This is a genomic window from Ruminococcus sp., assembly GCF_017549005.1.
Lineage (GTDB): Bacteria > Bacillota > Clostridia > Oscillospirales > Ruminococcaceae > Ruminococcus.
Genome location: NZ_JAFYYT010000037.1, coordinates 103,755 through 117,497 on the forward strand (window position 1 = coordinate 103,755; position 13,743 = coordinate 117,497).

Consider the following 13,743-nt stretch of genomic DNA (forward strand, 5'->3'; position numbering starts at 1 on the left):
CCCACTGATAACGAGCTGTAAGAGGAGTCTTGCCATTGTAGTGGTTGAGCCACTCGTCAACGCCTCTGCCGGGCCATGTGTTCATCATGATCTTGCCGGGAGTCTGCGGGATATTCTGATTTGCCGTGTATACAGCCTTTCCGTCAACGTACCATGTGATGTGGTCGCGCTGCCAGTCGAAGCCGTAGGTATGATATCCCTGCGAAGCGTCAAATCCGAGGTTATACATGAACTCGTGATTGCCCTGACCGTTTGTATAGTAATTGAACTGTACCTTTGTGGTATCCTTGCCGAGGATCTCGATATCTATCTCGTCCCACGGATTGTTGTCGGAAGGACCTGTGTAGGTGAAGAATGATGATACAACGCCGTCATTCTTTATAGCCTGCATTGATGTTTCATAGTAGCCGAAGCCGTAGAATTCATTTGTCCTGTACTCAGCGCCTGCATAGTTGTACTTGCCCGAGTAGTCCTTGTCGATACTGAGGGTAAGAGCTCCGTCCTTGAAAGCTGTCTGTGACTTATACCAGCCGCAGTCAAAAGGATCGCCGTTCTCCCAGCCGTCGGAAGCAATGAAATAACGTGATGAACCCTTTCTGAAGTCATCAGCCATTGTAGCTGATGTATTCATAGCAGTACCGTAGTCTGTGAGACCGGAAGCTGTCTTGCCGCCTGACTGCTGATTGTTGTTATTGTTATTGTTGTTATTATTGTTGCCCTGTTCCCATGGATTCTGCCAGGGGTTCTGGTTCTGATTGTTATTATTATTGTTATTGTTTGATGAATCGCTCTTCTTATATGTAGCCCACTGATAGCGAGCTGTAAGAGGAGTATTTCCGTTGTAGTGGTTGAGCCAGCCGTCAACGCCTCTGCCGGGCCATGCATTCATCATGATCTTGCCGGCTGTCTTCGGGATATTCTGATTTGCCGTGTATACAGGCTTTCCGTCAACATACCATGTGATGTGATCGGGCTGCCAGTCAAATCCGTATGTATGGAATGCCTGTGAAGCGTCAAATCCGAGATCATACATCTTCTCGTGATTGCCCTGACCGTTGGTATAGTAGTTGAACTGTACCTTTGTAGTATCCTTGCCGAGGATCTCGATGTCTATCTCGTCCCACGGATTATTGTCGGACTCACCTGTGTAGGTAAAGAATGATGATACAACGCCGTCATTCTTTATAGCCTGCATAGAGGTCTCGTAGTAGCCGTAGTGATAGAAGTCATTTGTTCTGTACTCAGCACCTGCGTAGTTGTACTTTCCTGTTTTGTCCTTGTCGATGGAAAGTGTCAGATATCCCTTGTCAAGAGATGTCTGCGAAGCATACCAGCCGCAGTCGAAGGGATCGCCGTTCTCCCAGCCGTCGGAAGCTATGAAGTACTTGGACGAACCGTCGCGGAAGTCCTCAACCATAGTAGCGGAAGAATCCATCTTCGTGCCGAGATCCTGGATAGTTCCCTGCTGCTGGTTGTTATTATTGTTATTATTGTTCTGTTCCCATGGATTCTGGTTCTGGTTGTTGTTATTGTTGTTATTATTATTATTGTTGTTATTTCCGTCGGGAGCTCCGTTCTTATTATAAGTTACATACTGATAGTAAGCTGTGAGAGGAGTATTTCCGTTGTAGTGGTTGAGCCAGCCGTCAACGCCTCTGCCCGGCCATGTGTTCATCATGATCTTTCCGGCTGTCTTCGGGATATTCTGATTTGCCGTGTATACAGCCTTTCCGTCGATGTACCAGGTGATATGATCGGGCTGCCAGTCGAAGCCGTAGGTGTGGAAGCCCTGTGAAGCGTCAAATCCGAGATCGTACATCTTCTCGTGATTGCCCTGACCGCTTGTATAGTAGTTGAACTGTACCTTTGTAGTGTCCTTGCCGAGAACTTCGATATCGATCTCGTCCCACGGATTATCGTCGGAAGGACCGGTGTATGTGAAGAACGAAGAAACAACGCCGTCGTTCTTTATAGCCTGCATCGAGGTCTCATAGTAGCCGTAGTGATAGAAGTCATTCGTTCTGTACTCAGCGCCTGCGTAGTTGTACTTTCCTGTTTTGTCCTTATCTATGGAAAGTGTCAGGCAGCCCTTGTCCAGAGATGTCTGTGAAGCGTACCAGCCGCAGTCGAATGGATCGCCGTTCTCCCAGCCGTCGGAAGCTATGAAGTACTTGGACGAACCGTCGCGGAAGTCTTCAACCATAGTAGCCGAAGAATTCATAGGTGTACCGTAGTCCTTGATATTCAGCTGCTGCTTTGGAGCTGTTGTTGTGGTGGTAGTAGTTGTTGTCGAAGTAGTAGTTGTTGTGGTCTTCGATGTTGTAGTGGTCGTAGTTGTGGTAGTAGTTGTTGTAGTGGTATTCTCGTTGTTTACGGGATCGTCATTGTTTTTCGGGAGATAAGACTCAGGAAGCTCCTTAACGATATTGAGCAGATACTTCTGGATAGTGAGCGCGTCATTTGAGGTAACTGACGAGCCGTTCTCATAAACGTCCGCATTGAGCTTTCCTGTCTCTGTGATATGGTGCTGATCCGAACCGTTAACGCCGTACTTGTTCGGATTTGCAAGCGACTGCATAATGGTAACAGCGTCGCCCATATCAACTGTTCCGTCGCAGTTTGCGTCGCCCCATTTTGTAACAGCCTCAGCAGCATTTGCAGCCATAGGCATTGCAGTCATGGGGAAAGTCATCATCGCGCATGCTGCAAACACAGCAGCGCAGCGCCTGAATGTGTGCTTTTTCATAAATCTTCCCTCTCATTCCGTGACAAAGGTCACTAAAAATAAATTTATACATTTGAAACAGAACGCGCCAAAGCACACATTGCGCTTGAACGGCACGTTATGTCACATCCTGTGATATCCTGCGGAACTCCGACGGAGTATAGCCCGTCTGCTCCTTGAACTGCCTTGCGAAATGAACGTAGCTGCGGTATCCGCTGCTTGCGGAGATATCGTTTATATTCATATTCGTTGTTGAAAGCAGCATTTTCGCGTAGGTCACGCGGCTTTTTACGAGGTCTTCGATAAAGGTGACGCCGAAATGCTTCTTATAGGCGTGCTGGAAAGCCGAGCGGCTCATTCTCACCTCATGAGCGGTGCTGTCAACGCTGCGCTGCTCATAGGGGCGGCTGTATATTTTATTGCGGACAGTGGATATGAGCTCGAACTGAGTACTTCTCCTGCCCGATACACTGTTCTGAGTGTTTTCCTTGATCTTTATGAACATAAGTCTCATGAAGAGCTCTGCCGATTCCACCCTGCAGGGGTTGTCGGAATACCGCTCATAAGCGATTGACTTCACGCAGTAGCTGAGGAACTCCAGCGGCATAGGTATAGCCGTTTCGAGAGGCAGGTTCATTTTCAGGAACTCCTCTTCCTCGCCGGCATCGTCAAAGTCGAAATGAACCCAGTCATTCTCGAACACGTTCAGTGGGACACAGCGGTAGCGCTGGGGTCTGCCCTTCGGATAGATAAACACCGTACCTGCCGGTGTCTGTGTCTCCCTGCCGTCCACCTCAAAAACAGCGGGCGTGCGGACAAGAAGGAGCAGATAATCTCCGCTTCCGTCGGGACGGTCGATGAAAAAGTCTGCGTCATGGCAGTGGTCAAAGCCAACATTATTAATGATCATTGTCAATTCTCCGTTTTCTAAAGATTCCGTTTTATGACAGATCTATAATTCAACACTCACGAGCCTTTTTATTCATTGTGTAGATTATAACATTTTCAAATCTGTTTTTATATTATTATATTGTCAAAATTAGCAATATAATGATATCTGCATAAAACGTTATCCCCCGCATAGGCGAGGGATAATGGTTTTTACTTGTTCTCTTTCATGAAATCAGGAAATTTGTAGCGTTTTTTGTACTCTTTCGGAGTAACGCCCAGGTATTTCTTGAATATCTTGATAAAATAGCTCTGGGAGCTGAAACCCAGAAGGTTGCTTATCTCAGAATCGGTATACTCGGAAAAGGTCAGAAGATTTGCAGCTTCCTCTGCTTTCGTCTTGCTTACATAATTACTGAAAGCGATGCCCGTTTCCGACTTGAAAAGCCTTGAAAGGTACGCAGGACTTATTTTAAGGAAGTCCGCGGCGTCTTCTATCATGATCTTTCCGTGGAGATGATCGCTTATGTAGTCGAGAGCGCGTACTATCTGCTTGGAGTAGATACCGCTGTTGCGGACTCTTCTCATATGCCTCGTATAGCCCTCTATCATTTCCTGATGTACTGCATGGACCTCGTCCTCCGTCCTGCATTCATCAGCCTTCATTATGTAAATATCGCTGAGATTATAGGCTTCTTCAAGTGTCATGCCGCTGTTTATGCAGAATCTTGCAATAAGTGCGGCTGAAATTGAAAAATGGTATTTTAAGTTTCTGAGAGGATCCTTACTCAGGATACCGTAGCCCTCGCTGCAAAGCGGAGTCGCAAACACCTTCACAAGCTCGATATTACCCGAACAGATGCTCTCATAGCACGCTATCTCACGGTCAAAGGGCGCGTGCTCGAAACCCTCCTCGCGTTTAAGGAAAAGATGGGATGAAATATACTTCTCTGTATAATCGCTCATGTAGGACACCTCACTTATATGGTACTTTAATTACATTATATCATCAAAATATGAATTAATCAAGCACAATATGTTACTTGTGCTATTTGAATCAAGCCCACTGCACACAGAGCGCAGTGAGCTTGACGAAATGATATTTCAGTTATTAAGTACCTGTTTCATGGAAGAAGTAAGGAAGTGCGTCATAAACGTAATGCCTTACATAGCCCCACCAGTGAGTCTTGCCTGGAGCGACCAGCCAGTAGAGGTTGCCGTTTGAGAAATCCGAAGTATATGTAAAGTACTTCGTGCGTGTCTTGAGGTCCTCCATTTCGGGCTTCATGTTGGGATATGCGATATCATCGGAACCTGTAGCCGCAAAGATGAAGTACTGATTCTTCTTGAGACCGAGTCTGTCGATAGTTCCTGTCAGAGCGTCCATGCCCTCCCAGTTATTGCCCGAAAGCGGCATCAGGTAGCCGACGATGTCCATATCGTGGTCTGCAACGCACCATGTCGAGAGACCTCCCATTGAGAAGCCGCCGTATGCACGGTGCATTCTTGTAGCCTGGAGATTCGACTCGGAAACGTCGCCCTTGGCGTATGTTGAATACTTCTTCTCAACGAAAGGAACCACGCTCTTCTTGAACTCGTCCCAGAACTTGTCTGCTCCGCTCTTGTTGAATGTAGGAGTTACCACGATCATAGGCTCAAGCTCGCCGTTCATTATCATATGGTCGAGGATCTTGTTGAGCTTTACGTCGTCGCTGAAGATCGTATTCTCGTTCTCTCCGCCGCCGTGCATGATGTAGAAAATGTTGTACTGCTTGCTCTCATCATAGCCGTAAGGGAGATAAACATTGAGAGTATTGCTGCCGTTTATGCCGTTATAGGTCTCCTTGACTATCCTGCCCGACTGCGAACAGGAATTGAGGTAGTCACCCGGCGCTTCCTTGTAGGAAACAGCGGGATTGTAGTCGAAAGGCGTTACCTGCGGCTCCGGAGAGTTATCCGGGAATTCCTTTATCTTGCCGAGAACGAAATTCTGCATAAGGATAAGGTCATTCACCTCAAACTCAGTGCTCTTGTCAACGTCTGCGAGTTTCTCCAGAGAAGCATCCCTGCTGCTTGAAAGAATGAGCTTTCTTGCAGCGCTTATGTCCATCGCGTTCAGACGTCCGTCGGAGTTTACATCGCCGAGTATGAACTGTCCGCCGACTGCGCCCTCGATAGCCGTGCCGGCCGCTGCGACAGCCACATCGTCAACATAGAAGCTCGTCGAACCGCTTTCTGTCTCGACATAGACCATTATATCGGAAGCGTCGGCAGGTACGGTAAAGCTGGTATTTGCCAGCTGGACCCACTTGCCCTTCATAGGAACAGCCTTAGCGATCTTCTCGTATTTTGTATCTGTTCCGTCGCTGTACTGCATAGTCAGGTAGAATACTTCAGAGTCTCTGCCCTCATTCTGCATTACATTAGCGCTGAAGCTGTAGGACTTGCCTGCGCTTATGCTGCTTCCCGGTTTGAAAGCCGCGCCGTTCCACGAATCCGATCTGCCTGAGCAGTAGAGCGAACCGCTGCCCTCGAAGGCCGCCTTGGATGATGCTGCTACAGAAGCTCCGCCTCTGCCTTCCCAATTTTCATCGCTGCTTTCGAATGTATAACGCAGCAGATAATCCCCTGAAACGACAGTCTTTCCAATAGTAGTAGTCGTTGTATTATTCCTGGGTGCAGTGGTCGAAGTTGTTGTAACAGAAGGCTGAACGCCCTCATCTCCGCCGAATTTCCACCAGTCGATGTTGAAGAGGTAGTCATTGCCGCCTGTATATTTGAAGTAAAGGTCGTGCTCGCCGCTTGCGCCGCTGACGCTGCAGGATACTTCTTCCCAGCTCTGCCAGCCGCCCGTCACGGGAACTTCGCAGGTACCTACCTTCTTGCCGTTGAGGCCGTCAAGATAGATCTCTATGCTGCCGCCGCTTCCTGCCGAAGCAACGCTTGCTGTGAATTTATCGGCACCGCTGCCGAAATCGACGCCGCTCACCTTGACGTAGCTGCCGTTTCGGATATTTGAAAGATCCATGCCGACATTGTCGCAGGCTTCCGTCTTTACGCCTGACGAGAAGCACATAGTCTCGGCTTCAACGCGCTTGAACGGGTCAAGAGCTTCCAGCTGCTCAGGCCCCTGCTTTGTAGGCGAGATAGTCGGTATAGAACCGTCCGAGCCGTACTGAAATTCGTCAACGCATACGCTTCTGTCGAAGCTGCCGCCTCCCGGGAGACTTGCGTCGTGATAGAACAGGTACGAATGGCCCTTGAAGTCGATAACTCCGGGGTGATTTGTGAAGCAGTTGTGCTTCTTCATTACCTGTCCGCCGTATTTCCACGGACCTGTAGGTGAAGGCGCTGTAGAGTAGCCTATGCTCTCAGAGTCCTCTCCGTTGTAGAATGCAGCGAAAACAAGATAATAGAGATCGCCGCGCTTGTAGAACCACGGTCCCTCGCCGTAGGAGGACGCTTTTCCGCCTCCGGGACCGAATGTGGAGGAGTTCATGTCAAAGTGACCGATAGGACCGTCAAGAGTTACCATGTCCTCCTTGAGCTTGACATAGTAACAGGTCGGATTTCCGAACATGAGCCAGGCCTGTCCGTCATCGTCGATGAACACCGTCGGGTCAATGTAATCCCAGTTGGGACCGCAAAGAGGCTTGCCTAAAGCGTCCTTGAAAGGTCCCGTCGGCGAATCGGCAACTGCAACGCCTATGCCTCTGCCGCCGCCTGATTTGTTCTCGAGAGTCACATAGTAATAGAACTTACCGTTACGCTCTATACACTGTGACGCCCAGGCGGAATCTTCCTTGCCCCATGAAAACGAGTTCCACGAAAGCAGCATACCGTGATCTGTCCAGTTCTGCATATCCTGCGAGGAATAGCAGTGCCAGTCAGGCATATAGTAGAAGTCCGAGTTGTCTTTGTCACGTCCGGTGTATACATATACCGTATCATTATACACCATCGGTGCAGGGTCAGTGCTGTAAATCGTCTGGATACAGGGATTATCAGCCATGACCTGAGCTGTCGGGACTGTCGCCAGCGCAGTCAGTGACATTGCAGCGGCAGTCGCAAAAGATAATAATCTTTTCATAAGTCTGCCCCCATTATTAAGTTTTTTGGATTTTGCCTATTATTTCCCTTCTGATTGAGCGTGAACCTTTAACGGTCAAAGTTCACAATTTCTTTATATTTTATCTACAGTATAATGTAAATTTAGACTTTTCTTATACCAAAATTATGATATTTATGGTAATATTACTACCATTTATGTTCGTTTTTTGCTAAACTTATCATTTATTGCTATCCATACTAAAATATCTCTACATTTTGCTGTTTTGTTCATTATTTTCTTTATTTTTCGGCAATTTCACGTAAAAAATCTTCCATTTACATGAGTCCATTGCGGCCATGAACAATATTATTTTTGTGCTGCTGTCAGCAATTTTTAGCTATGATCCACAATTACCACAAAAAACGACTTGCATTTAAATACTTGTTCATTTTACAATGAAGTCACAGATATCTTCGGGCACTTTTACAATTGTTTTTTATGATTTGAAAAAAGGAGTGATCCACCATGAGATCAAAGATTTTCAGCAAAGTCACAGGCGCAGCTGTTTCCGCAGCGCTGCTCCTTTCGTCCGTTCCCTTCGCCGCTTCGGCAGCAGACGATCAGAAGCTCGGCAAGATCGGCGGTTTTGACTATGAGATGTGGAACATGAACTGTGCAGGTGAAATAGAATACGAACCGGGCGAGAGCACTTTTACCTGTAAATGGTCAAACATAGATAACTGCCTTGCAATGATGGGCAGAAAGTATGACACGTCCAAAAAGAATTACTATGACTTTGGCAGGATATCACTTACATATGATATCGACATTACACCGCAAGGCAATGCGACATACGGCGCATACGGCTGGACGCGTAACCCGCTTTCCGAGTACTATATTGTCGAAGGCTGGGGCAACTGGAGACCATGCCCGGATTCAAAAGATCATTACGCCGGTTCTTCAACCGTTAACGGTCACGAATACGACGTATTCCGTTATTACCGCTATAATCAGCCATCTATCATGGGAACAATGAGCTTTCCCACTTACTACTGCGTAAGAAAGGAAAGCGCCATAGAGGATAATGTGCTCAACCAGGTAACGGATTCTATTGACATTACCAAGCATTTCAAGTCTATGGAGGCTCTCGGCTTCGATCTTTCTGGAGAGCTGTATGAAACAATGTTTTATGTTGAAGGCTACAGATCAAGCGGAAGTGCTCAGCTGAAAAAACTTCATTTCGGCAGCGGCATGGACACCACTCCCCTGAAGATAGATCCACGCAAGTACTGTGAAGAAGTTAACGCCATAGCTGACGCTTACGGCTACATATACAAATACGATTTTGATTACAGTATATATGACTGGCAGCCTCGTGTTGACGAGAAACTGAAACTAAGTCAGATAAGCTACAAGGGCGGCGGCTCGATGAGTGTTTCCGGGCGCACTTCATCATGGCAGGGACCTGTTTTCCCGATTTCCAGATCAAACTTATTTGCAGGAGATTGCTACAGCATAGGCGCTGTTGTTATGCAGTGTGAAACCGAAAAAGCTGATTTTTCCATTGTATGCCAGTATCTTGACGAAAACGGTCAGTATCAGTTTGAAAATGTCGCAGAGGTCAAAGCTTACACAGGAGTATGGACAGATCTTTCCAACACCTGCTACAAAATACCGGAAAATGCCAGAAACTTCTCATTCTTTATCGAAACTCCAGATTATGTCGGAGATTTCTATGTTGACAGTGCATACACAGCCTTAGACGGCGTCGAAGCTTATGCACGTTTTGCTCCAGACCCTGTTCCGACTTTACGCGGTGATATCAACTGCGACGGTCTCATAGACGTATTTGACCTTGCTTCGTTCAGAAAGGGACTGCTCGGCATGATATCAGGCAAAGGAAAAGCTCCTGCAAACTCCGACATAAACGAAGACGGCATGATAAACGTTGCAGACCTTGTATGCCTGCAAAGATATCTTCTCGGCGCCGAAAAGTTCCCTGATACTGCAGCAGAAACGACTACCACAACCACTTCCACAACAACAACACCACCAACAACAACTACTACTACCACGTCTGCTTCATCAACGACTTTCAAAACGACCGAAAAGAAAACTTCAACTACTACATCACAGAGCACAACGACTACACCTGCTGCAACAACGACCACAACTACAACAGCGGAAAAGGACTCCTATGAGTTCAATGCTCAGTATATAAACACAAACGGAGAATATGACAGTACCTACCCTATGACAACAATCATAACAAACCGCGACGAGCTTGACAGCTATATGACCGATTATATGGAATCTTTGCGAATCAATCCTCTTTTCTCATATTCATTCGATGCGGAAACATTTTTAAAGAACTCCGATAATTATACTGATGAATGGTTCAGCAGCAACAAGCTTGTCGTTGTACTCTTGCGTGAAGCATTCTTAGCTCGCGACATCCATAAGGTAGCTTACATCAATAAGGACGAAGTCGGAATTGAACGCCTTAAAAACGGCGGCGATATGGTTTGCTCTTACTGGCACATTTTTATTGAAGTTGATAAGGACGCCGAAATAAATGATGATCTTAAAGTAAGTGTTACAGATTCACCCGATATGGATCTTCGCTATCCATTTGGTTAAACTAATATTACCATAAAAGCAAAGCAGAGCTCTTAAGAGCTCTGCTTTTCACTCATATCATTGATATTTTTCGGAAAATATCTTCCGTTTCATGTACAGCGCCCTCAAAATGAGGCCATGCGTCAATATTGTCTCCGTTTTTTCTCGGGATAATATGTATATGAAAGTGAGGAACGGACTGCCCTGCGCTCTCATCGCTTGCATTCAGCAGATTTACGCCGCTGTACCCGCATTTTTCAACAAGGTGGAGCGCGACCTTTTTCACAGTTTTCATAAGATATGAAAGTTCCTCTTCACCGCAGTCGAGGATATTTTTTGCGTGTTTTTTCGGTATCACAAGGATATGTCCGTCAACGTCCCCGGCTGTATCCATAAAAGCTAAGGTATGCTCGTCATCAAAAACCTTCATGGAAGGCAGGGAACCGCCTGCGATACTGCAAAAAATACAGTTATTCATCATTATTTCTCCTTTATATCCGTAAAATCAAAGAAAAGCCATAGTACCCGGAAATACTATGGCTTTTTTATCCGTAAAGCTGTAATGTCAGTTTGAAGCGCTGATTATCGCTTTTTTCATCTCAACGAGGTCAAAAACATCGGAATTTCCGTCCTTATTGAGATCGGAAGCCTCAAACTGAGCCTTTGTGAAGTCCCCTGACTTTTTAAGCAGATGATCCTGCAAAATAACGAGATCGGCCGTATCGAGCTTTTTGTCGCCGTTAAGATCTCCTGCAACGGTCTCGGTATTTGCCGTATTTCCGCTGCCCTTGCCGATTATGAAATCACTCTTCACAAGCTCGAACTTGCCGCCGTTCTTATCCTCGGCAATGATCTTGTAGGTGTAATCGCCGTCATTAAGGGCGTTGAACACGATATTCCTGTCAAAATACGAGGAAAGGTCGTATTTTACCGCATTCGGAGCAGCTTCCGCATACTGGCTCGTAGCTTCTCCGTTCCGGAAATAAACTCCGCCGTAAACTTTCGTAATGCTGAAGTTGGAAGTAATGACTCCCTTTATGGAGAATACCTTTCCTTTGGCGATTGTACCTGTAGGAGAGGTAGCTCCCGTTATTTTCATATCGGACTTCATATCCTCTTTCTTCTGCATATAAGCCATTGAAGAAAAGCCGCTCTTGCCGTTGTACTCAACGTGAGCCCACTCGCCGTTTCCCTTTGTTACGGTAAATTCAGCTCCTGCAGGTATCTCTCCCACAACTGCCGAGCTGGTACTGTGACCTGCCCTGATATTGAGAACTGTCACAACTCCCTTTGTAGTGTAAAGTCCTGCACAGTCGGCAGTACAGCTGCAATCGTTCTCCACAGCTGTCGGAGGAGCCACAGTCGTTCCGCCGCCCACATTGTCTGAATATGTGAAATAAGACAGCGGATCGTAGTATGTTTTCGCAGGCCAGCCTGACGATAAACTTGTGCATATTCCGAAGTGCAGATGATTTCCCGAGGAATTGCCGGTACTTCCGACCTTAGCAATGATATCGCCCTGTTTTACAGCCGCACCGCCGCTTACGAGAAGCTGCGAAGCATGGGCGTAGAAGGTATAAACTCCCAGATCAGCATGATAGATTATGACCGTGTAGCCGTAACCGTCCTTCCATTCCGCGGAAGTGACCTGACCGCCGTATGCTGCAAAAATACTGGTTCCGCCGTTTGCTTCGATGTCGATACCGTTGTGATATCCAGAAGCATCGCTGATATTGCGGTTAGCGTCAAAATAAGTGGTTATGTTTTTGTACTGCGGCTCAGTAGGCCATACAGCATATACGGCTGCATAAACTTTATTGGCCGAAGGAAGCCTTATCTGTGCTGTGAATATCAATGCTATGGCAACAAGGACAGCCGAAGCTCTCCTGATAGTATTTTTCATATGTAAAACTCCTTTTTAAGAGGCAGATTCAATTGTCCGAAATACATATTACCATATTTTCACAAAAAAGTCAATCCGCGCTCACATGACGCTCCCCTTTCGGAGCTGTGTAAACGTAAAAACTCTTGACTTTTGTATCAAAATGAGCTAAAATTAATTCGTAATTATATGCTAACCGGAAGGAGTTTTATATATGTTCAAAACTACTATAAAGATCGATGGCATGATGTGCAATATGTGCGAGGCTCACGTAAATGATGCCGTTCGTGCAGCTGTTTCCGCTTCAAAGGTGAATTCTTCCCACAAAAAGGGCATAACAGAGGTCATTACCGACAAAGAACCGGATGAGACAGTCCTCAGGGAGGCTGTTGAAAAAGACGGATATAAGGTCCTCGGAATAACCACTGAGCCCTATGAGAAAAAAGGACTTTTCGGCAGAAAATAACTTCATACAGCTGCGGCTGAAGCTTTGCCCGTCAGAAAAAGGGCAGCAGCATCTCCTTTTTGAAATTGCTTTTTCACTATAGGGTCAAAATCGGCTCAAATTAAACGGAAAACCGTTTAATAAGAAAAAATAATTTTCAACTTTGTAGGAATGCACAAATCAAACTGATAAAAATTGTTGGCATTTAACAGGAGCAGTCATGGATACACTAAAAACCGAAGAATTTATAAAAGCTAATGCAAGACCGCTTGAAAAAGCGCTTTTCAACTATTATTTCGGAAACGGAACTCGTCAGCAGGTAGTTCATAGAGTCATGGAATTTCAGAACGACGACTGCGGCTTCGGAAACGCTATCGAGCCCGACTGCTGGAACCCGAACTCCACACCCATCGCCACGAACGACGCTGTATTCACTCTTTTCAGAGTGGGAGCTCTCGATGAGAAAAGCAGAATGACCGACAGGATAGTTCATTATCTCAGCTCGCACGACTCCTTTGACGAGGAAAAGAAGCGCTGGCTTTTTGCGATAGACAGCAATAAGGACTTCCCTCATGCAGTATGGTGGGAGAAGCAGGGGGACGGCATAAGAGCTTTCAATCCTTCTGTATCACTTGCTGCGTTTATGTGCTGTTTCTGCGAGGAAAAGCAGTTTTACGTTCAGATCTGCCTTGACGCATTTAATGAAATTGCCGAGCAGAATGAAATGATAGCAGACGACCTCAAGTGCTATCTCCTTGCATATGAGCTTATGGAAAGGCATAATATTTCTCTTATCGGCAGCAATTTCAATGCCAAGGCTCTGCTGTGCGAAAAGCTGGAACAGGTGATATGCAGCGATACTTCAAAATATGCGTCGGAATACGTCCCTAAGCCCTCCGACTTCTTCTGCGGTATGTTCGGACAGTTCATAACCGATAAGATACGTCCGCTGATAAAGGCGGAACGGGAGATACTGGCTGAGGTACAGCAGGAGGACGGCGGCTTCGATATCCCGTGGCAGTGGCACACGGACTATAAGGAGTTCGCACAGGCAAGAGAAATGTGGAGACCGAGAGTAACACTTGATAAGCTGCTTTTTTACAGATATAATGCCTGAGAGTTGTTAGTTATCA

The 13,743-nt window shown here is 46.4% G+C and carries 8 protein-coding genes and 4 pseudogenes; 3 read left to right on the forward strand and 9 right to left on the reverse strand.

Annotation, left to right across the window (positions count from 1 at the left end):
* Position 1: 1 nt before the first annotated feature.
* The 7 genes and pseudogenes from IKW96_RS09080 to IKW96_RS09110 all read right to left on the reverse strand — a co-directional run.
* Positions 2-568: pseudogene (locus tag IKW96_RS09080) on the reverse strand (glycoside hydrolase family 16 protein); the annotation flags it as partial.
* A 237-nt stretch (positions 569-805) separates the two neighbouring features.
* A pseudogene (locus IKW96_RS09085) lies at positions 806-1,372 on the reverse strand (glycoside hydrolase family 16 protein); the annotation flags it as partial.
* Between the two features lie 192 nt (positions 1,373-1,564).
* A pseudogene (locus IKW96_RS09090) lies at positions 1,565-2,158 on the reverse strand (glycoside hydrolase family 16 protein); the annotation flags it as partial.
* Positions 2,159-2,440: 282 nt separating this feature from the next.
* Positions 2,441-2,746, reverse strand: a pseudogene (locus IKW96_RS09095) (dockerin type I repeat-containing protein); the annotation flags it as partial.
* Positions 2,747-2,843: 97 nt separating this feature from the next.
* On the reverse strand, positions 2,844-3,635 hold the full coding sequence (locus IKW96_RS09100) for a helix-turn-helix domain-containing protein (RefSeq protein ID WP_296573476.1): 792 nt from the start codon (positions 3,633-3,635) through the stop codon (positions 2,844-2,846).
* 191 nt (positions 3,636-3,826) lie between these two features.
* Positions 3,827-4,579, reverse strand: coding sequence for an AraC family transcriptional regulator (locus IKW96_RS09105; RefSeq protein WP_296573480.1), 753 nt, complete (start codon positions 4,577-4,579; stop codon positions 3,827-3,829).
* 145 nt (positions 4,580-4,724) lie between these two features.
* Entirely contained in the window at positions 4,725-7,703 is a 2,979-nt protein-coding gene (locus IKW96_RS09110) for a family 43 glycosylhydrolase (RefSeq protein WP_296573485.1), read from the reverse strand.
* Between the two features lie 486 nt (positions 7,704-8,189).
* Between IKW96_RS09110 and IKW96_RS09115 the strand changes: the two genes are divergently transcribed.
* The gene (locus IKW96_RS09115; protein WP_296573488.1) at positions 8,190-10,304 is read left to right on the forward strand and encodes a glycoside hydrolase family 11 protein; all 2,115 of its coding nucleotides are present in this window, start codon (positions 8,190-8,192) and stop codon (positions 10,302-10,304) included.
* 52 nt (positions 10,305-10,356) lie between these two features.
* On the opposite strand, the gene IKW96_RS09120 is transcribed toward IKW96_RS09115, so the two are convergent.
* Both IKW96_RS09120 and IKW96_RS09125 read right to left on the reverse strand, forming a co-directional pair.
* Positions 10,357-10,761 carry an HIT domain-containing protein gene (locus IKW96_RS09120; protein WP_296573491.1) on the reverse strand — a complete coding sequence of 135 codons (405 nt, stop codon included), beginning with the start codon at positions 10,759-10,761 and terminating at the stop codon, positions 10,357-10,359.
* Positions 10,762-10,848: 87 nt separating this feature from the next.
* The gene (locus IKW96_RS09125) at positions 10,849-12,186 is read right to left on the reverse strand and encodes a peptidoglycan DD-metalloendopeptidase family protein (RefSeq protein WP_296573494.1); all 1,338 of its coding nucleotides are present in this window, start codon (positions 12,184-12,186) and stop codon (positions 10,849-10,851) included.
* Between the two features lie 193 nt (positions 12,187-12,379).
* Between IKW96_RS09125 and IKW96_RS09130 the strand changes: the two genes are divergently transcribed.
* Both IKW96_RS09130 and IKW96_RS09135 read left to right on the forward strand, forming a co-directional pair.
* Positions 12,380-12,631 carry a heavy-metal-associated domain-containing protein gene (locus IKW96_RS09130; RefSeq protein WP_296573498.1) on the forward strand — a complete coding sequence of 84 codons (252 nt, stop codon included), beginning with the start codon at positions 12,380-12,382 and terminating at the stop codon, positions 12,629-12,631.
* 199 nt (positions 12,632-12,830) lie between these two features.
* Complete coding sequence (locus IKW96_RS09135; protein WP_296573501.1) at positions 12,831-13,727, forward strand: hypothetical protein; 897 nt, start codon at positions 12,831-12,833, stop codon at positions 13,725-13,727.
* Positions 13,728-13,743 lie beyond the last annotated feature (16 nt).